The sequence below is a fragment of the Pseudomonas sp. SJZ078 genome, from assembly GCF_007828255.1.
In the GTDB taxonomy this organism is placed as follows: Bacteria; Pseudomonadota; Gammaproteobacteria; order Pseudomonadales; family Pseudomonadaceae; genus Aquipseudomonas.
On the sequence record NZ_VIUG01000019.1, the window covers coordinates 65,081 to 84,814 of the forward strand.

Consider the following 19,734-nt stretch of genomic DNA (forward strand, 5'->3'; position numbering starts at 1 on the left):
AAGCTTCTCCTGTTCAGGCCTGCGCTGCACGGGCGGCAGCGAAAGCGTCTGGGGTGTTGAGGTTGGAAGTCGACACGCCTTCGGCGCAGCGTTTGTTCAGACCGGCCAGCACCTTGCCAGGGCCACACTCGACCAGCTCGGTCGCGCCCTTGGCCGCCAGGGTCTGCACTGATTCGACCCAGCGAACCGGCTTGTAGAGCTGTTCCAGCAGGTCGCGCTTGAGGGTCCCGAGGTCCGGCGCCACATCGGCGCTGACGTTCTGCACTACGGGAATCTGCGGTGCCTGCCAGTCAATGGCGGCAATGGACTCGGCGAAGCGCTCGGCGGCAGGACGCATCAACTCACAGTGCGACGGTACGCTGACCGGCAACGGCATGGCGCGCTTGGCACCACGGGCCTTGCAGCCTTCGATGGCACGCTCGACTGCCGCCTTGGCGCCGGCGATCACGACCTGGCCCGGGGAGTTGAAGTTCACTGCACTGACCACTTCACCCTGGGCCGCCTCGGCACAGGCTGCCAGCACGTCGGCATCGTCCAGGCCAAGGATCGCGGCCATGCCGCCCTGCCCGGCCGGAACAGCCTCCTGCATTAACTGGCCACGACGCTCCACCAGTTTCACCGCGTCGCCCAGGCTCAGGCTGCCCGCAGCCACGAGGGCACTGTATTCCCCCAGGCTATGACCGGCAACGAAGGCCGGGCGCGCGCCACCTTCTGCCAGCCACAGGCGCCAGAGGGCGACCGAGGCGGTCAGGATGGCCGGTTGGGTTTTATCGGTTTGATTGAGCTGCTCTTCGGGCCCTTGCTGGGTCAATGCCCACAAGTCATAGCCGAGTGCATCGGACGCTTCTTTGAATGTTTCGAGGATCAGCGGGTATTGCGCGCCCAGTTCGGCCAGCATGCCGAGGGACTGCGAGCCCTGTCCTGGAAAGACGAATGCGAGGGAAGCAGACATGAAAACAAAGCCCCTAATGATCTTGTTGTCAAAAATTGACGCCCCTTGGGGACGCTAGGCTTTGTACGAAAAGTGCCTGCGCGACTTTTCGTACCAACCCTAGGAAACTGACAGTTGGATGGCGGGTTGAACCGACCGGTCACATTTAAGCATTGTCGGACGAAAACGCCTAAGTTAACAAATCTTCGAGGCGACCATGGAGGCGCTCGGGCAGGTTTTCCTGGATTTCGATCACGGCCCGGTTGATAGCGCTTTGAAAGCCCTGCACACCGGCCGAACCATGACTCTTGATCACAATACCCTGCAGCCCGAGAAAACTGGCCCCGTTATGCCGTGCCGGCGCCAGGTCCGCCTGCAGGCGACGCATCAAGGGTAACGCCAGGGCCCCCACCATCCTCGAAGCCAGGCTCTGCCGGAACAGGCGCTCGATCCGCTCGCCGATCATGGTTGCCAGGCCTTCGCTGGACTTGAGCAGGATGTTGCCGACGAAGCCGTCACACACCACCACGTCCGCCTCGCCCCGGTACACACCGTCGCCCTCGACAAAACCGATGTAGTTGATTCCCCTGGCGCCCTGCAACAACGTGGCAGCCAGCTTGACCTGCTGATTACCCTTGATATCTTCGGTTCCGATGTTCAGCAGCGCCACGCGAGGGCGCGCGATACCGAGGGTTTCAGCCGCCACCGAGCCCATCACCGCAAATTGCAGCAGGTGCTCGGCGCTGCAATCGACATTGGCCCCCAGGTCCAGCAACTGGCAAAAACCCGTTCGGGTCGGGATTGCCGCGACCATCGCAGGCCGGTCGATGCCCGGCAGGGTCTTGAGCACGTAGCGCGACAGCGCCATCAGCGCCCCGGTATTCCCGGCACTGACGCAGGCCTGGACCTTGTCGTCGCGCAGCAGCTCAAGGGCCACCCGCATCGACGCATCAGGCTTGCTGCGCAAGGCCTGGGCCGGCTTTTCATCCATGGTGATGACTTCGGACGCCGGGGTAATCGTCAGGCGCGCGCGATCCGCAGCCGTCTGGCCGCTGAGCATTTCTTCAAGAAGAGAGGGTTGACCGACGAGGGTCAGGTGCAGCGAGGGTGTTGCATTCAGGCAAGCAAGGCTGGCCTGAACAATGCTGCGGGGACCGAAGTCCCCGCCCATTGCGTCAATTGCAATGACTTGAGCGGACAAGGATTACTCGTCAGCGCCCTTGTCGATCACTTTACGACCACGGTATACGCCTTCTGGCGATACGTGGTGACGCAGGTGAACTTCACCGGTGGTTTTTTCTACAGACAGGGTGCTAGCCTCGAGAGCGTCGTGCGAACGGCGCATGTCACGGGCAGAGCGGGATTTTTTGTTCTGCTGAACAGCCATAATTGATTAACTCCTAAACGTTTGGGTCACGCTTTAACTGCGCCAATACACTGAACGGGTTGGACCGCGTTACCTCGTCCTCGCTCGGTTCGGGCTCATCTGCTCCCGCCGGCTGCTGGCATTCTTCCGGATGATGAGCAGGCACAATGGGCAAGGCGAGCAGAAGCTCCTCCTCGATCAGTGACTGCAGATCCAATGGATCTTCGCCCAGTTCCAGCACGTCATAACCTTTCGGCAACGACTGGGTATTCGCACCCTCCTTCACCACGGCGTAACTGCATTCGCTGTGGATCGGCAGGGTGACCAGCTCAAGACAACGCTGGCAAACCATTTTGACTTCAGTGTCGATAAAGCTGTGGATCACCACAGATTTACGTTCATCTCGTTCAAAAACGAATTTGGCCTGGACCGTACCGACATCATCGGAAAGCGGGTCGCAGAGTCTCTTCAAATCGGCCAGCAGCAGCTCACCTTGAAGGGTGGTGCCGCGATCAGCCAATTTGCGCGGGTCAACGTGAGGTGGAATCGGGTCATTCAACATAGGCGCAGCATTATAGGGATGCACCCGCCCATGTCAAAGGAAATTCAGCCCTGCCCGTCACTTGCACGCCTCGCTAGCGTCCTGTCTCGGAAATACGTTCTCTTTTGGCGAGTGGCTTGGGTGTTCGGCCAAGGCGCCGCGACGAGTCATGGCAGGGCTCTGGCGAGCAGTGGCAACGCCGCCGGGCACCCAAGACGCCGCCAAAAATGAACAGCTTATTTCCGAGACAGGACGCTAGAATTCGCCCCTGACTTTTGGAGATGCCCATGCTGCCTTTATTACTTGCCTCCAGCTCGGTCTACCGGCGGGAATTGCTCGCCCGCCTGGGGCTACCATTCGTCTGCCGCTCGCCGGCTATCGACGAAAGCCATCGACCCGGCGAGCCTGCCCGGACCCTGGTAGAACGCCTGGCCCGGGAAAAAGCCCTGGCCCTGGCCGACAGCCATCCGGCCCACCTGATCATCGGCTCGGACCAGGTGGCCGTGCTCGGCCAGCGCATCCTGGGCAAACCTCATACATTCGAAAATGCCCGGGAACAACTGCTGGCCGCCAGCGGAGCCCAGATCACGTTCCTGACCGGCCTGGCGCTGCTCAACAGCCAGACCGGCGCCTGCCAGGTCGATTGCGTACCTTTTACCGTCAACATGCGCACGCTCGACCCGGAACGGGTCGAGCGCTACCTGCGGATCGAACAGCCTTATGACTGCGCTGGCAGCTTCAAGGCCGAAGGCCTGGGGGTGAGCCTGTTCCAGAGCACCGAAGGCCCCGACGCCACCAGCCTGATCGGCCTGCCCTTGATCCGCCTCGTGGATATGTTGCTGGCGGAGGGCGTGCAAATACCCTGAGCGGGTTAGCGCAATGCCGGGCCCTGGAACCCCATCCACATCGCCAGGCGCTCAGCGATGCTCGCCCCCAGCTTCTTCGAGAACCGGTCGAGCGGCGACTCTTCGACGGTGAAGTCCACCAACTCCTTCTCGCCGATCACATCCCGCGCCACCGAACTGGCACTGCCCAAGCCATCGATCAAGCCCAGGGACAAGGCCTGCTCTCCGGACCAGACCAGACCGGAGAACAGTTCCGGATGGTCCTTGTCCTTGAGCCGGTCACCCCGGCCCTTCTTGACGCTGGCGATGAACTGCTTGTGGGTCGTATCGAGCACACCCTGCCAGAAAGCGATTTCTTCCGGCTTCTGCGGCTGGAAAGGATCGAGGAACGACTTATGCTCACCGGCGGTGTAGACCCGACGCTCGATACCGAGCTTGTCCAAGGTCTCGACGAAGCCATAACCGGCCGCGGTCACGCCAATGGACCCTACCAGGCTGGCCTTGTCGGCATACATCTGATCCGCCGCGCTGGCAATATAATAGGCACCGGAGGCACCAAGGTCGGCAATCACCGCATAGACCTTGATATCCGGATGCGCCGCGCGCAGGCGAACGATCTCGTCATAGACGTAGCCCGCCTGCACCGGGCTGCCGCCCGGACTGTTGATGCGCAGCACCACCCCTTTGACTTTCGAATCCTCGAACGCGGCCCGCAGGCTACCGATAATATTGTCTGCGCTCGCCGCCTCCTTGTCCGCGATCATGCCCTCGATATCGATCACCGCCGTGTAGGCCGAACCGGTACCGGGATTCTTCTTCATATCAATCGCCTGGATGATGACCCCCAGCCCGACGAAAAGATAAATAAAGACCAGGCACTTGAAGAAGATTCCCCAGCGACGCGCACGACGCTGCTCCTCCACTCCGGCCATCAAGGTCTTTTCCAGCAACTTCCAGCTCTTGTCGTCACCGTTGTCAGCGCTTGCCTTGGCCGGTGCCTTCCATTCATCGGTCATACTTGCATCCTTCAACAAAATTAATCGGTGTGCCGGCTCAGCCAAGCGTGCAATTCAGGAAAATGGTCGATCGCCAGTCGCGGCTCGAATGCCTTCAGGGCCTCGATTGTCTGCGCGCCGTAGCTGACAGCTACCGAGCCCATGCCGGCATTACGGGCCATTTGCAGATCGAACGACGAGTCCCCCACCATCAGTGCCTGCTCCGGGCGCACCTCGCAATGCGCCAGGATCTGCTCGAGCATCAGCGGGTGCGGCTTGCTGGCGGTCTCATCGGCGGCGCGGGTGATATCGAAATAATCATCCCAACCATGAGCCTTCAGCACCCGATCCAGTCCGCGACGGGCCTTCCCGGTAGCAACAGCCAGGTGATAGCCCTCCGCCCGCAACGTCCCGAGCGTATCGGCCACGCCCTCGAACAACGGCGACGGCTCAGCCTCCAGCGCAATGTAGTGGTCGGCGTAATGCTGGCGAAAAACCACCAGCGCCTCGTCATCGATCTCTGGATACAGGCTGCGAATCGCCTCCGGCAATCCGAGACCGATGATGCCTTTTACCGCGAAGTCATCGCGCCTGGCAAAACCCGTACGATCGGACGCGACATGCATCGACTCCACGATCCGACCAATTGAATCGGCCAGGGTGCCGTCCCAATCGAAGATCAGGAGCTTATAGTCAGGGTGCACTCAATCGCTCCACAGTCTTGGCCCACATGGCGTCCACGGGTGCCTGCAACTTCAGTTCACCTCCATCGGGCAGCGGAACCGTGAGCATATAGGCATGCAGAAACAGGCGTTTTCCGCCCAGATCCCGGATCTCCCGAGTGAAATCGTCGTCCCCGTATTTGGGGTCACCGGCGATGCAATGGCCGGCATGCAAGGTATGGACACGAATCTGGTGGGTACGACCGGTCACCGGCTTGGCCTCGACCATGGTGGCGAAGTCGCCGAAGCGGCGCAGCACCTTGAACACGGTGAGCGCATCCTTGCCTTCGTCGTTGACTTCGACCATGCGCTCGCCGGAACGCAGGTTGCTCTTGAGCAACGGCGCGCGGACCTGCTTGATGGACGTTGCCCAATGCCCCCGCACCAGCGCCATATAGCGCTTGTCGACGCCATCACCGCGCAATTGCTCGTGCAGATGGCGCAACATGCTGCGCTTCTTGGCGATCATCAGCAGGCCGGAGGTGTCACGGTCCAGGCGGTGGACCAGTTCCAGCTCCTTGGCATCCGGACGCAACTGACGAAAGGCTTCGATCACGCCGAAATCCAGGCCGCTGCCGCCATGAACCGCAATGCCTGCGGGCTTGTTGATCACAATCAGCGCTTTGTCTTCGTAGATGATCGACTCTTCCAGGCGCTGCAGCAGCCCCTGGGCAACCGGCACCGGCTCATCGCGCTCGGGCACGCGAACCGGCGGCACACGCACGATATCGCCCGCCTGGAGCTTGTACTCCGGCTTGATCCGGCCTTTGTTCACCCGCACCTCGCCCTTGCGCAAAATGCGATAAATCAAGGTCTTGGGCACGCCCTTGAGCCGGGCGAGAAGGAAGTTATCGATTCGTTGGCCGGCATATTCCGGCGAGACCTCGAGCAGTTGAACGCTCGGGGTCGAAGGGGCAGTAGTCGTCATGGCGGCGATGATAACAATTTTTTATGGAATTGAAGCACTTAATCATTGCTGCTATAGTCGCGAACGCCGCCAAAAGTGGCTGGACAGCGGACCAGCGGTCAAAAACCGGCCCTGACCAACGCAATTCACGAGGACGAGAGGCCGTCCTACGGGGCTTTTGCCACGATTCGGTGAGTTAGCAGGTGTAACGAGCGCAGGTGACATGAGGCCTGAAATACGCCGCAAAGCAGAGTTTTCACTCGCCCTTGCGTGCCACATTCACGGCCAGTTCACAAAGTGCAGTCAGTTGCGAACGACCCCGGGCGAGAGCTTCGGAAACAACGCCTAATTTAGCCATGATGCGTGACCTCCCCTTTCCGGAGCTCACGGTAAATGCCAACCCGCTGCGGATTCTGCGCGCGGCAGCACCCGAATTATCAGGGATACGTGTAGGGTGGAGATGTACAACCGTCGGACTGTGTAGCACTAGGCTTGTTTCAGACGCTTCATCTCGTCCACAGACGCCGGTTGATTCCTCCTCCTGACTGAGTGCTTGAGTACCAGCAAGCAGGACGCGTCCGTCGCGACTTCGCCATCATTGGGCCGAACTCGCTGGACACTGGAGTGGTCAGCCACTTCCATGACGCACCTGACACCGACCGTGAGAAGTCGTGTGTGCCGAACGCCGTTTCCGGCAGCCCGGAAACCGACGGTACTACATGAAAAGAATGCTGATTAACGCAACTCAACCCGAAGAGTTGCGTGTTGCACTGGTAGACGGCCAGCGCCTCTACGACCTGGATATCGAATCCGGTGCACGCGAGCAGAAGAAGGCCAACATCTATAAAGGCCGGATTACTCGCATCGAACCAAGCCTTGAGGCTGCCTTTGTCGATTTCGGCTCCGAGCGCCACGGCTTCCTGCCCCTCAAAGAAATCTCCCGCGAATACTTCAAGAAAGCCCCTGAAGGCCGCGTCAACATCAAGGACGTCCTGAGCGAAGGCCAGGAAGTCATCGTCCAGGTCGAAAAGGAAGAACGTGGCAACAAGGGCGCCGCCCTGACCACCTTCATCAGCCTGGCCGGCCGTTACCTGGTCCTGATGCCGAACAACCCGCGTGCCGGCGGCATCTCCCGCCGCATCGAAGGCGAAGAGCGCAACGAACTGCGCGAAGCCCTCAACGGCCTGGTTGCCCCGGCCGACATGGGCCTGATCGTGCGCACTGCCGGCCTTGGCCGCAGCAGCGAAGAAATGCAGTGGGACCTCGACTACCTGCTGCAGCTCTGGACGGCCATCAAGGAAGCCTCGCTGGATCGTTCCGCGCCGTTCCTGATCTACCAGGAAAGCAACGTCATCATCCGCGCCATTCGCGATTACCTGCGCCAGGACATCGGCGAAGTGCTGATCGACAGCGTCGAAGCCCAGGACGAAGCCCTGACCTTCATTCGCCAGGTGATGCCGCAGTACGCCAGCAAGATCAAGCTCTACGAAGACAGCGTTCCGCTGTTCAACCGCTTCCAGATCGAAAGCCAGATCGAGACCGCCTTCCAGCGCGTCGTCGAACTGCCGTCCGGCGGCTCCATCGTCATCGACCCGACCGAAGCCCTGGTGTCCATCGACATCAACTCGGCGCGCGCCACCAAAGGCAGCGACATCGAAGAAACCGCTCTGCAGACCAACCTTGAAGCGGCCGAGGAAATCGCCCGTCAGTTGCGCCTGCGCGACATCGGCGGCCTGATCGTCATCGACTTCATCGACATGACCCCGGCCAAGAACCAGCGCGCCGTGGAAGAAAAGGTCCGTGAGTGCCTGGAAGCCGACCGCGCCCGCGTACAGGTCGGTCGCATCTCGCGCTTCGGCCTGCTGGAAATGTCCCGTCAGCGCCTGCGTCCATCCCTGGGCGAAAGCAGCGGCATCGTCTGCCCACGCTGCAACGGCACCGGCATCATCCGTGACGTCGAGTCGCTGTCCCTGGCGATCCTGCGCCTGATCGAAGAAGAAGCCCTGAAAGACCGCACCGCCGAAGTCCGCGCCCAGGTGCCGATCCCGGTGGCGGCGTTCCTGCTCAACGAGAAACGCAACTCGATCACCAAGATCGAACTGCGCACCCGCGCTCGCATCGTGATCCTGCCGAACGATCACCTCGAGACGCCGCACTTCGAAGTCCAGCGCCTGCGCGACGACAGCCCGGAAGCCCACAACAACCAGTCCAGCTACGAGATCGCCGCTGCCGCTGCCGAAGTGGAAGAAATCCAGCCGGCTGCCGCCACCCGTACCCTGGTTCGCCAGGAAGCCGCCGTGAAGACCGCCCCGGCCCGCGCCAATGCTCCGGTTCCGACCGAAGTCGTGGCACCGGCACCCGCTCCGGTCGCCGCGCCTGAGCCAAGCCTGTTCAAGGGCCTGGTGAAGTCGCTGGTCAGCCTGTTCGCGACCAAGGAAGAGCCTGCCGCACCGGCCGTGGTCGCCAAGCCTGCCACCACCGAGCGTCCTGCCCGCAACGAAGAACGCCGCAACGGTCGCCAGCAGACCCGCAACCGCAACGGTCGTCGTGACGAAGAGCGCAAGCCACGCGAAGAACGTGCGCCGCGTGAAGAGCGCGCACCACGTGAGCCGCGTGAAGAGCGCCAACCTCGCGAAGCCCGCGAGGAAGTGTCGACCGTAGCCCGCGAAGAGCGCGCACCACGTCCACCGCGTGAAGAGCGTCAACCGCGCGCCCCGCGTGAAGAACGCAAGCCTCGTGGCGAACGTGAAGAGCGTGTTCGCGAATTGCGTGAGCCCCTGGATGCCGCCCCGGCCGCTGCCGCCACCGCTGAAGAGCGTCCGGCCCGCCAGCCTCGCGAAGAGCGCGCCCCGCGCCCTCCGCGTGAAGAGCGTCAACCACGCGCCGAGCAGGCCGCCGCCACCAGCGAAGAAGAAGTGCTGAACGCCGAGGAGCAACTGCAGGAAGACGGCCAGGACAACGCCGAAGGCGATCGTCCACGCCGCCGCTCCCGTGGCCAGCGTCGTCGCAGCAACCGTCGTGAGCGCCAGCGTGATGCCAACGGTAATGTGATCGAAGGCTCGGAAGAGTCCGAATCCACCGAAGCTCCAAGCGCAGCAGACCTGGCCGCCGGCCTGGCCGTGACTGCGGCCGTTGCCAGCAGCACCATCAGCGCTCCAGCCGAAGCCCAGGCCAATGAACAGGCCGAACGCGCGACCGCTGCGGTGGAAGATGCGCCGGTTGAAAAGCCAGTGGTTGAAGCCACTACCCCGGTAGAAGCGACTGCTTCGCCAGAAGTGGAAGTTGCACCGGCGCGTGAAGCCCAGCCTGAAGCCGAAGCTGCCGTCGAGCCTGCACCGGTCGTCGAACAGCCGGTGACCGCAAAACCTGCCGTTGAAACGCCTGTTGAAACGGGCACCGAGGAAAAGGCACCGGCACCTGTGCGTGAAGAGCAGACCGCGTTCAACTGGAACCCGGAACCTGCCGCACCGGCACCGGTGGTCGAGCCAGAGCCGACGCCAGAGCCCGTCAAGGCAGCCGAACCTGCGATGATCGAGCCAGCGCCAGTGGTCGAAGCACCCGTGGTTGCCGAAGCACCAGCTCCCGTCGAGGAGCCTGCACCCGTCAGCGCCTTGACCGCGAATGGCCGCGCTCCAAACGATCCACGTGAAGTGCGCCGTCGCAAGCGTGAAGCCGAGCGTCTGCAGAAGGAAGCCGAAGAGGCTGCCGCCCAGGCGTCCGCTGCCGCACCGACCCCAGCAGTGGAAGTGGTCGAGGCAGCCCCTGCCCCGGTCGCTGAAACGGCTTCGGAGCCAACTCCGGTTGAATCGGCCCCGGTGATCGACGAACCTCAACCGTTCGCCGAAGAAATCACACCGCGTCACACTGAAGCCCTGGAAAAAGAGCACGAGCCTAAACCTCACGCCTGATTCCATCGCTCAATAAAAAGCCCCGCCTGGTGATGCCAGGCGGGGCTTTTTATTTTGGCTCAAATGTGAGATCACCATCGCGAGCAGGCTCGCTCCCACAAGGGATCTGCGTCGATATTCACCTTGGAACACTGTGGGAGCGGGCTTGCTCGCGAACGCGGTGATTCAGCTTGCACTGATGTTGAAAGTGCCTCCGTTTTCGCGAGCAAGCCCGCTCCCACAGGGGATTTTTCGGCAATCACAAATTCTCACCCACCGCAGAACCTGTGGGAGCGAGCCGGCTCCGGGCGGCGTTCCGACGATAGCGGTGGTCCAGTCACCATCAATGTTGTTGCTGGAAACTCAAAGCCTCAGGCACATCCACATCCCAAACCACCCCGGGATCGTCCACGGCGATCTCGACCACTCGTGCTCCGGCAAAAAGCACCTTGGCGCCTTGATCACCGCTAAGCGCCATCAATTTCGGGCCAAAGACACGGCCAAAGCCCACGGGATGGCCGTATTCACCCGCAAGGACTGGCACATAGATGCCGTTCTCACGAATCCCGGCGGCCACCTGTTCATAGCTCGACGGCAGGATGAACGGCATGTCGCCCAGCACGATCAACCATCCATAGAGGTCCGGACAGGCCTGGACACCGGAGGCAATGCTGTCACCCAGGCCCGGCGAATCCAACTCCACGACATCGCAGCCGTAGGCTTGGGCCATGCGTATGACCTGAGGCCGTTCGCTGCTCGTCACCAACACGCGCTTTTCCAGCGATGCAGGCAGATTCACCAGCACCTGCTCGATCACCGAACGAACAGCGCCGTCGCGTCCCGTGCAGTCGGCCAGCAACTTATCCTTGTCAGGACCTGCAACCTGCCGGAAACGACTGCCCGATCCAGCGGCGAGAATGATCACGCCAATCGATTCACCCATGTGCCCTCCTCGTCCACGAGTTACAACGGCTTCTTCTGCCGCAGCTCAACGCCGTTCTTGATGGCCACGATCTCGGCCAGCAGCGACAAGGCGATCTCCGCTGGAGTGTGGCTGCCGATGTGCAGGCCGATAGGACCGTGCAGCCGCTCGATGGCCTCTGCTGACAAGCCTAGCTGAAGCAGATTGTCCCGGCGCTTCTGGCTGTTGACCCGCGATCCCAGGGCCCCCACATAAAAAGCCGGGGAATCCAGGGCGGTCAGCAAGGCCATGTCGTCCAGGCGCGGATCATGGGTCAGGGCAACGATTGCCGTGCGCTCGTCGGTCTGGATATTCAACACCGCCTCATCGGGCATCCCCGAGACGAAGCGGCCGTGCTGTTCTTCCCAACCGTAGACGAACTCCTTGCGCGGATCGCAGATCAGCACTTCGAAGTCCAGCAACCGGGCCATTTCCGCCACATAGCGTGACAACTGCCCGGCACCGATCAGCAGCAGTCGCCAGCGCGGCCCGTAGATAGCGCGCAGGGTCCGGCTGTCGAAAACCAACACGTCGCTCTTACTGGCGGGCGTCAACGCCACATGGCCGGTGGCGATGTTCAACTCACGGGCGACAATCTGATGGGCTTCGCAACGCTCCAACAGGTCGGCCACCCATTGTGGGTCACCGACCCGCTCTTCCGTCAGGCGCAAGGTACCGCCACAGGGCAAGCCGAAGCGCGCTGCCTCCTCGCGGGTGACACCGTAGGTGATCATCCGCACCGGCGGCCCGTCCGCCGGAATCCGGCCATCATGCAGCCGGGCGATCAGGTCATCCTCGACACAACCGCCCGACACCGAACCGATCACCACGCCGTCTTCGCGCAAGGCGAGCATCGCCCCCGGAGGTCTCGGCGCGGTGCCCCACGTCTGGACCACCGTGAACAACACCACGCGCTGCCCGGCGCGGCGCCATTGCAGCACGCTACGCAGGACGTTCAGGTCAACGCTGTCCATCAGGCCTTGGCCTGCTGCCAGCCCTGCAACTGGTAGCGTACCGGCAGGTTGCGGATGCGTTGGCCGGTGGCTGCGAAAATGGCGTTGCACAGCGCCGGCGCAATCGGCGGCACCCCTGGCTCGCCGACACCGCCCAACGGCACCTCGCCCGGCGGCGTGACCAGGTGTACCGCCACTTCCTTGGGCGCCAGGGACATGCGTGCCACTTCGTACATGTGGAAGTTGTCCTGCTGGACCTTGCCATCCTTGAAGCTGATCTCCCCCACCATCGCATTACCCAGGCCCATGACGCAGGCGCCTTCGAACTGAGAGCGGATGCGCTCGGGGTTGATCTGCGGACCGCAGTCGACGGCAATATTGGCCTTGTGCACGATCACCGTACCGTCCTCCTTGACCTCCACCTCGATGGCGGCCGCCACGTAGGTAACGAAGCTGTAATGCACCGCCAGCCCGAGGCCACGGCCCTTCGGCAGCTTCTGCCCCCAGCCGGCCACCTTGGCAGCGGTTTCCAGCACGGTACGGATCCGCGCCGTATCGATGGGATAGCGCTCGGGGGATTCACCGTAGTTCCACTCTTCATTCAAGGTACGCGGGTCGATCTTACGATCCGGGCCGAGCAACTTGAGGTGGTATTGCAGCGGATCCTGACCGGCCTTGTGGGCCAGTTCGTCGATAAAGCTCTGGATGGCAAAACCGTGGGGGATGTTCGACACCGAGCGGTACCAACCCACCCGAGTGTGGGCCACCGCTTCCGGGTTCTCCAGGCGCAGATTGGGAATGGCGTAGGCCATGTTGGTCACGCCCATGCCCACTTCGAACGGTGCTTCATGAACCATATTCGGCGCGAACAGCGCGGTGATACTCGGGGCCACGGTGCGATGCAGCCAGCCGGACGGCATCCCGTCCCGGTTCAAGCCGGCCTTGAGGTATTCGGCCGAAACGGTGTGGAAATACGAGTGATGAATGTCATCCTCGCGGGTCCATTGCACCCGGATTGCCTGGCCCGCAAACTCCTTGGCCAGCACCGCGGCCTCGACGACGAAGTCAGGCTTGGATTTGCGGCCAAAGCCGCCACCCAGCAGCGTAATATTGATCGTGACCTTTTCGAACGGGATGCCCAACCGTTCGGCGACGCGCTCACGGGTCACCTGTGGCGCCTGGCTCGGTGCCCAGGCTTCGCACTGGCCATCCTTGAACCGGGCAATGGCCACCATCGGTTCCATCGGCGACTGGGATAGGTGTGGCAGGTAATACGAGGCTTCCAGGGACGAATCGGCCTTCGCCAGGGCATCATCGAGGTCGCCAGTGCTGCGCAGGACTTTCCCGGGCTTGAGGGCCGCGGCCTCGAGCTCCTTGCGATAAGCGACCGAGTCATACCCCGCATTCGGGCCGTCGTCCCACTCGATTTTCAGCGCATCGCGCCCCTTGATTGCAGCCCAGGTGTTCTTCGCCACTACCGCCACGCCACCCAGGGGCTGGAACTCCGAAGGCAACGGACGCCCTTCTATCTGCACCACCTTGACCACGCCCGGTACTTTCAGCGCGGCGCTGTCGTCCACGCTCCTGACCTTGCCCCCGTAGACCGGCGGACGCGCCACGACGGCGTAGAGCATGCCGTCGAAATGTACATCGGCACCGAACACGGCACGACCGTTGACGACGTCGGCACCGTCGATGGCCCGGCTCGCTTCCTTGCCGATGTAGCGAAACTCGGCGGGTTGCTTGAGGCGCAAGCTGTCACGGGCCGGCACCGGCAAGGCGCTGGCAGCAGCAGCCAATGCACCGTAACCCAGTTTCCGACCGGAAGGCTGGTGCACCACGTTGTGCAACTGGGCATGGCACTCACCCACCGGGACGTTCCATTGGGCCGCGGCGGCCTGCTCCAGCATGGTCCGCGCTGCGGCGCCGCAACGGCGCATCGGTTCGTACCAGTGGCGCATGCTGCGCGAACCGTCGGTGTCCTGGTTGCCGAAACGCGCCTCATCGGCAGGTGCCTGCTGCACCTTCACCAATGCCCAGTCGGCGTCGAGTTCATCGGCAACGACCATACTGAGGCTGGTGCGCACACCCTGGCCCATTTCCGAACGGTTGCAGATCACCGTCACGCTGCCGTCGGCGGCAATGCTCACGTACACCTTCGGGTCGTCGACCGCGCCATGGGGCATGCCCTCGGCACCGAATTTCTTTTCCTCGGCAAAAACATCCGGCAGACCCCAGCTGGCGGCCAGCACCAGCACGCCGGTGGCGCTCGCACCCTTGAGGAAGCCACGTCGACTGAGATTGCTCAGCACGAAATCATTGGGCAGACGGCTCATGCCTTGGCCTCCTTCAGGTGGGTGGACGCCTGGCGGATCGCAGTCTTGATCCGGTTATACGTGCCACAACGGCAGATATTGCCGACCATGGCTTCCTCGATCTGCTCATCGCTCGGGTTGGGGTTGTTCTTGAGCAATGCGGTGGCGGACATGATCTGCCCGCCCTGGCAGTAGCCGCATTGGGCTACGGCGGTATCGAGCCAGGCCTTTTGCACGACCTGACCCACCGGGTCGGCATGCAGCCCGTCGATGGTACTGACGTTCTGCCCCTGCACCGAGCCGATCGGCGTGATGCAACTGCGCGCCGGGGCGCCGTCGATGTGGATGGTGCACGCGCCGCACAGGCCCATGCCGCAGCCGAATTTGGTGCCGTTGTACCCAGCGACATCGCGGATAGCCCACAGCAGCGGCATGTCCTCGGTCACATCCAGTTGATGGTCTTGTCCATTGAGTTTCAGGGTAATCATGGGCACGCCCGCATAGTTATCGAGTTATGGGGTCGAGCAATCTGCCGCTTGGAGAACGGTTCGGTGTCGCAGACTGGCTCAGGCTGATAGGGCTCTCTTATGTAGACACAGGCGTCTGCATCGGGCCTTGCGCGATGCGATGGTCGCATCGTCAGCAGATTAAATTAACCCAGGTTCAAGCAAAACGCCCTGCACAATCCTGCACAAATGATGCTTGTGCGAGGTTCGTGCAGGGCGTTCCCGGTTCATGATGAACCTTGGCTCAGTAGCGGTTGGGCTCCATTTCCAGATCAACCTGGAAACGTTCGGCAATATCTTTCTGGATGCGCTGGGCCAGGTCCAGCAGTTGCAGGCCAGTAGCCTCGCCATAGTTGACCAGCACCAGCGCCTGCAACTTATGCACCCCAGCATCGCCCTCACGAAAGCCCTTCCAGCCAGCACGCTCGATCAACCAGCCCGCGGCGATTTTCATCTGGCCCTCGGGTTGTGGATAAGCCACCAGGTCGGGGTATTGCAGCTTGAGTTGCGCGACATGCGTGGCCGGCACCAGCGGATTCTTGAAGAAGCTGCCGGCATTGCCCAGCACGGCCGGGTCCGGCAACTTTTCGCTGCGGATGCTGCAAATGGCCCGGCTGACATCGATGGGCGTCGGTTGGTCGATGCCCTGTTCGGTCAACCGTTGACGGACCGGGCCATATTCCAGATGCAGGTGGGCGGCGCGGCTGAGGGCGAAGCGCACCCGTAGGATCAACCAACGACCCGGCTGCTGCTTGAACAGACTATCACGGTAGGCAAAACGGCATTCTTCGAGGGTGAAATCCCGCAACTCGCCGGTATGGCGATCCAGGGCGGTGAGCCCGGCAAAGACGTCCTTTATTTCCACGCCATAGGCGCCGATGTTCTGCATCGGCGCGGCGCCTACCGTACCGGGGATCAGGCTGAGGTTCTCCAGCCCCGCCCAGCCTTGCGCCAACGTGTGCTGGACGAAAGGATGCCAAGGCTCTCCGGCCTCGGCCTCGATCACTACCCGTTCCCCCTCATCGCTCAGCAGGCGGACCCCGCGACTGACCATGCGCAGCACCAGGGCATCGATGTCGCCAGTGAGCAGCAGGTTGCTGCCACCACCGATCACCAGCAGCGGCACCCCATGCCCGGCGGCGTAGGCCAGCGCCTCGCGCACCTGTGCATCCTCGTGGGCCTCGGCGAACAACCTGGCCCTGACGTCCACGCCGAAACTGTTGAAAGGCTTGAGGCTGACGCCGGCCTGTACCTGCAAGCTCATAGCCGTCCCTTCAATTCGATCACCAGGCGATCCGTGGCGCATTCGATCAGGTCCAGGACCTGTTCGAAACCCTGCTCGCCGTCATAGTACGGGTCCGGCACGTCATCGACGCCGGCCTCGTAGCGGCGCAGGAACAAGTCCAGTTCAGCCCGGCCGTTGGCTGGCTGCAGAGCCTTGAGATTGCGCAGGTTGCTGCTGTCCATCGCCAGGATCAGGTCATAGGCGGCGAAATCGGCGCGGCTGACCTGCCGGGCACGCTGGGCCGACAAATCATAGCCGCGCCGCAAGGCAGCGGCCTGGCTGCGCTGATCCGGCGGCTTGCCCACGTGCCAGTCACCGGTACCGGCGGAGGCCACTTCTACCTGCCCGAACAGCCCGGCCTCGCGCAGTTTGTGCCGCAGGATGCCTTCGGCGGTGGGCGAGCGGCAGATGTTGCCGAGGCAGACGAACAGAACCCGCATCAGGCCTCCAGCAGGCGACGGACGCGCTCAAGGTCTTCGACCGTGTCGACACCGGTTGGCGGTGCAATCAACGCATCGGCCACATGGATCCGCACACCGTGCCAGAGCGCGCGCAGCTGCTCCAGGGCCTCGGTGTTTTCCAACCAGCACGGGCCCCAGGCGACGAAGTCCTGGAGAAACCCCGCGCGGTAGGCATAGATGCCGATGTGGCGACGGTACGGCACGCCTTCGGGCATGACGTCACGGGTTTGAGCGAACGCATCTCGCGCCCAGGGCAACGTAGCGCGACTGAAGGTCAGCGCCAGGCCATTCAGATCGCTGATCACCTTGACCACGTTCGGGTTGAACAGCGTCTGCACATCCTTGATCGGCTCGGCCAGCGTCGCCATGCGCGCTTCGGGATGGGCCGCCAGGTTGGCCGCCACCTGGTCGATCACGCTGGGCGGGATCAGTGGCTCGTCGCCCTGTACGTTGACCACGATGGCGTCGGGTTCCAGGCCCAGTTTCGCGGCGACTTCCGCCAGGCGATCAGTACCGGAATTGTGGTCTTCGCGGGTCATGACCACCTCGGCGCCAAAGCCCTCGCAGGCCTCGACGATGCGCAGGTCGTCCGTCGCCACCACCACACGCTGGGCGCTGCTCTTGCAGGCCTGTTCCCATACGTGCTGGATCATCGGCTTGCCGGCGATCGACAACAGCGGTTTACCGGGCAAGCGCGTCGAAGCGAAGCGCGACGGGATCACAACGGTGAAGGCGACGCTCATTTATCCAGGCGCTCATCGGTGGTCAGGGTCCGGGCTTCGCTTTCGAGCATCACCGGGATGCCATCACGGATCGGGTACGCCAGGCCGGCGCCCTTGCTGATCAGCTCGGTCTTGTCGGCGCTGAGCTTGAGCGGGCCTTTGCAAACCGGGCAGGCCAGGATGTCGAGCAGTTTGGTGTCCATGGAATTTCCCCTGGATAAGGTTCTTAAGGTAATAGCCGATCCGGCAACAGGCGCATCAACTGCGTATCGAACCAGGCCTCGAAGGCCGGTGAAGGCGCGGCGTCCACCGCCAGGTACCACCAGTCGGGCGCGGCGAAGGCACGGCATTTGACCGCGTCCTTTTCCGTCATGACCACCGGCAATGGCGGTGTGAAATTCAAGGCCTCGACGCTGTATTCGGCATGGTCGGCGAACCCGTGCGGTACAGGCCGCCAGTGTAGCGTTTCGAGGGCCTTGAAGAAACGTTGCGGATTGCCGATACCGGCCACGGCGTGCAAGGCCTGGCCGGGCGGGAAATGGTCGAGCGGGCGTCGTTCGCCACTGGCCAGATTCACCAGGGCGGTGGGCCGCAGCTCGAAGGCGAAGCCGTCTTCATGGTCGGCACTGGCGCCGTTGTACAGCACCGCATCCACCGACTGCAGGCGCTCGACCGGTTCGCGCAACGGACCGGCAGGCAGGCAACGCCGATTGCCCAGGCCGCGGGCATTGTCGATCAACACCAGCTCAAGGTCGCGCGCCAGCCGGTAATGCTGCATGCCATCATCGGACAGGATCAGGTCCAGCGGTTCCGATGCCAGCAGCGCCTGGACCGCGCGGCTGCGGTCCGGGTCGATCATCAGCGGCACGCCGGTGCGCTGCACGATCAGCAACGGCTCGTCGCCGGCGATCCCGGCGCCCTGGTCGGCCTCGACTCGCCACGGCAGCTGCGGCGGCTTGGCACCATAGCCGCGGCTGACCACGCCAACCCGCAGGCCAGAGCGCTGGCAGTGCTGGATCATCCACAGGATCATCGGCGTCTTGCCGGTGCCGCCCACGGTGATGTTACCCACCACCACCAGCGGCACGGGCGGCTGATAGATATCGCCCTCGCCTGCCAGGAAACGCTGGCGCTTGCCGACCACCACGCGTCGGTACAGCCACTCCAGTGGCCGCAACAACGCCAGGGCCGGATGACCGTCATACCACGCGGCGAGCAATCGATCGGACATGGCCATCAGGGTGCGGGCGCCGCCTCGACCGTGGTCATGCGCAGATGGCTGAAGCCGAGCTTGCCGGCGGCGTCCATGGCAGTGATGACCGATTGATGGGGGGTCTTGCCATCGGCGCTGATGGACAGCGGCAGGTTGGTGTCGCCGCCGGACTCTTTCTGCAACGCCTCGATCAGGGTCGCCAGGTCGCTCTTGGGTAAGAGCTGGTTGTTCACCGAAATCGACCCTTGCGCGTTGATGGTGATTTCCAGACTCTTCAACTGCTGGTCTTCGGCTGGCGAACCGCTGACCGCCTGTGGCAATTCCACCTTGAGCTGGGTTTCCCGGGTGAAAGTGGTGGTCACAACGAAAAACAGCAGCAGGATGAACACCACGTCGATCAACGATGCGAGGTTGATCTCGATGTTTTCCCGTGGTTTGCGGCGGAATTTCACTTCTTGCTCCCGGCCAGGTCCACGTCACGATCACCCTGCACCACCTCGACCAACTTGATCGCTTCCTGCTCCATGCCCACCACCAGCTCATCGACGCGGCGCTGCAGGAACCGGTGGAAGAACACCGACGGAATTCCGACCATCAGGCCAGCGGCGGTGGTGATCAGGGCCTTGGAGATACCACCGGCCAGCACCGAGGCATTGGTGCTCATGCCGGACCCGGTAAAGGCGCTGAAAATATCGATCATGCCCAGCACCGTACCCAGCAGGCCCAGCAGCGGGGCCATGGCGGCGATGGTGCCGAGGGCGTTGATGTAGCGCTCCAGCTCATGAATGACCCGTGCCGCGGCCTCTTCGATACACTCTTTCATGATTTCGCGACCATGTTTGGAGTTCGCCAGGCCAGCCGCCAGGATTTCACCCAACGGCGAACTGGCCCGAAGCTCCTTGAGCTTGTCCTTGTTCAGTTGCTTGTCCTTGATCCAGACCCAGACCTGCCCGAGCAAATGCTCCGGCGTCACGCGGCTGGCCCGCAGGGTCCACAGGCGTTCGGCAACGATACCCAGTGCCGCGATGGAACTCAGAATGATCGGCAACATCATCCAGCCGCCGGATTTGACCAATTCCCACACAGTGACTGCCCCCTCGAAAAAGTGCGCCACTTTATCATAG

General features: G+C 62.5%; 20 protein-coding genes. 2 read left to right on the plus strand and 18 right to left on the minus strand.

Going from position 1 to position 19,734, the window contains the following annotated elements; all coding sequences use genetic code 11:
• Positions 1-13: 13 nt before the first annotated feature.
• From fabD to FBY02_RS17535, 4 genes are all read right to left on the minus strand, one after another.
• Complete coding sequence (gene fabD / locus FBY02_RS17520) at positions 14-952, minus strand: ACP S-malonyltransferase (RefSeq protein ID WP_144929521.1); 939 nt, start codon at positions 950-952, stop codon at positions 14-16.
• Positions 953-1,121: 169 nt separating this feature from the next.
• Positions 1,122-2,132 carry a phosphate acyltransferase PlsX gene (gene plsX, locus FBY02_RS17525; protein WP_144929522.1) on the minus strand — a complete coding sequence of 337 codons (1,011 nt, stop codon included), beginning with the start codon at positions 2,130-2,132 and terminating at the stop codon, positions 1,122-1,124.
• Positions 2,133-2,135: 3 nt separating this feature from the next.
• Positions 2,136-2,318: a 50S ribosomal protein L32 gene (rpmF, locus tag FBY02_RS17530; RefSeq protein WP_003179396.1), complete on the minus strand. Its 183-nt coding sequence runs from the start codon at positions 2,316-2,318 to the stop codon at positions 2,136-2,138.
• 13 nt (positions 2,319-2,331) lie between these two features.
• Entirely contained in the window at positions 2,332-2,859 is a 528-nt protein-coding gene (locus FBY02_RS17535; RefSeq protein WP_003204262.1) for a YceD family protein, read from the minus strand.
• A gap of 266 nt (positions 2,860-3,125) precedes the next feature.
• Between FBY02_RS17535 and FBY02_RS17540 the strand changes: the two genes are divergently transcribed.
• Positions 3,126-3,704, plus strand: a complete 579-nt coding sequence (locus tag FBY02_RS17540; RefSeq protein ID WP_144929523.1) for a nucleoside triphosphate pyrophosphatase — start codon at positions 3,126-3,128, stop codon at positions 3,702-3,704.
• A 5-nt stretch (positions 3,705-3,709) separates the two neighbouring features.
• Here the strand turns inward: FBY02_RS17540 and FBY02_RS17545 are convergent, their stop codons facing one another.
• The 3 genes from FBY02_RS17545 to rluC are packed head-to-tail and all read right to left on the minus strand — an operon-like array spanning position 3,710 to position 6,328.
• On the minus strand, positions 3,710-4,699 hold the full coding sequence (locus FBY02_RS17545) for a S49 family peptidase (RefSeq protein ID WP_144929524.1): 990 nt from the start codon (positions 4,697-4,699) through the stop codon (positions 3,710-3,712).
• Between the two features lie 20 nt (positions 4,700-4,719).
• A complete protein-coding gene (locus tag FBY02_RS17550) occupies positions 4,720-5,382 on the minus strand; it encodes an HAD-IA family hydrolase (RefSeq protein ID WP_144929525.1) in 663 nt (220 codons plus the stop codon).
• Positions 5,372-6,328 carry a 23S rRNA pseudouridine(955/2504/2580) synthase RluC gene (gene rluC, locus FBY02_RS17555; RefSeq protein WP_144929526.1) on the minus strand — a complete coding sequence of 319 codons (957 nt, stop codon included), beginning with the start codon at positions 6,326-6,328 and terminating at the stop codon, positions 5,372-5,374. Before rluC ends, FBY02_RS17550 begins: the two co-directional genes overlap by 11 nt.
• 698 nt (positions 6,329-7,026) lie before the next feature.
• On the opposite strand from rluC, the gene rne reads away from it, so the two are divergent.
• The gene (rne, locus tag FBY02_RS17560; protein WP_371921428.1) at positions 7,027-10,215 is read left to right on the plus strand and encodes a ribonuclease E; all 3,189 of its coding nucleotides are present in this window, start codon (positions 7,027-7,029) and stop codon (positions 10,213-10,215) included.
• Between the two features lie 322 nt (positions 10,216-10,537).
• Here rne and FBY02_RS17565 read toward each other — a convergent pair whose 3' ends face one another.
• The 11 genes from FBY02_RS17565 to FBY02_RS17615 all read right to left on the minus strand — a co-directional run bounded on the left by FBY02_RS17565 (position 10,538) and on the right by FBY02_RS17615 (position 19,694).
• Positions 10,538-11,137: an NTP transferase domain-containing protein gene (locus FBY02_RS17565; RefSeq protein ID WP_144929528.1), complete on the minus strand. Its 600-nt coding sequence runs from the start codon at positions 11,135-11,137 to the stop codon at positions 10,538-10,540.
• A gap of 20 nt (positions 11,138-11,157) precedes the next feature.
• A complete protein-coding gene (locus FBY02_RS17570; protein WP_144929529.1) occupies positions 11,158-12,129 on the minus strand; it encodes an XdhC family protein in 972 nt (323 codons plus the stop codon).
• Complete coding sequence (locus FBY02_RS17575) at positions 12,129-14,444, minus strand: xanthine dehydrogenase family protein molybdopterin-binding subunit (protein ID WP_144929530.1); 2,316 nt, start codon at positions 14,442-14,444, stop codon at positions 12,129-12,131. Before FBY02_RS17575 ends, FBY02_RS17570 begins: the two co-directional genes overlap by 1 nt.
• The gene (locus FBY02_RS17580) at positions 14,441-14,911 is read right to left on the minus strand and encodes a (2Fe-2S)-binding protein (protein ID WP_144929531.1); all 471 of its coding nucleotides are present in this window, start codon (positions 14,909-14,911) and stop codon (positions 14,441-14,443) included. The genes FBY02_RS17575 and FBY02_RS17580 overlap by 4 nt, the downstream gene beginning before the upstream one ends.
• Before the next feature lie 262 nt (positions 14,912-15,173).
• Complete coding sequence (gene murB / locus FBY02_RS17585; RefSeq protein WP_144929532.1) at positions 15,174-16,193, minus strand: UDP-N-acetylmuramate dehydrogenase; 1,020 nt, start codon at positions 16,191-16,193, stop codon at positions 15,174-15,176.
• A complete protein-coding gene (locus tag FBY02_RS17590) occupies positions 16,190-16,654 on the minus strand; it encodes a low molecular weight protein-tyrosine-phosphatase (protein ID WP_144929533.1) in 465 nt (154 codons plus the stop codon). The genes murB and FBY02_RS17590 overlap by 4 nt, the downstream gene beginning before the upstream one ends.
• On the minus strand, positions 16,654-17,418 hold the full coding sequence (gene kdsB, locus FBY02_RS17595) for a 3-deoxy-manno-octulosonate cytidylyltransferase (RefSeq protein ID WP_047699069.1): 765 nt from the start codon (positions 17,416-17,418) through the stop codon (positions 16,654-16,656). Before kdsB ends, FBY02_RS17590 begins: the two co-directional genes overlap by 1 nt.
• A complete protein-coding gene (locus tag FBY02_RS17600; protein WP_003179363.1) occupies positions 17,415-17,600 on the minus strand; it encodes a Trm112 family protein in 186 nt (61 codons plus the stop codon). The genes kdsB and FBY02_RS17600 overlap by 4 nt, the downstream gene beginning before the upstream one ends.
• A 23-nt stretch (positions 17,601-17,623) precedes the next feature.
• Complete coding sequence (gene lpxK, locus FBY02_RS17605; RefSeq protein WP_144929534.1) at positions 17,624-18,634, minus strand: tetraacyldisaccharide 4'-kinase; 1,011 nt, start codon at positions 18,632-18,634, stop codon at positions 17,624-17,626.
• Positions 18,634-19,062, minus strand: a complete 429-nt coding sequence (locus tag FBY02_RS17610) for a biopolymer transporter ExbD (RefSeq protein WP_144929535.1) — start codon at positions 19,060-19,062, stop codon at positions 18,634-18,636. The genes lpxK and FBY02_RS17610 overlap by 1 nt, the downstream gene beginning before the upstream one ends.
• Positions 19,059-19,694, minus strand: a complete 636-nt coding sequence (locus FBY02_RS17615; RefSeq protein ID WP_053150108.1) for a MotA/TolQ/ExbB proton channel family protein — start codon at positions 19,692-19,694, stop codon at positions 19,059-19,061. Before FBY02_RS17615 ends, FBY02_RS17610 begins: the two co-directional genes overlap by 4 nt.
• Between the last annotated feature and the right edge of the window lie 40 nt (positions 19,695-19,734).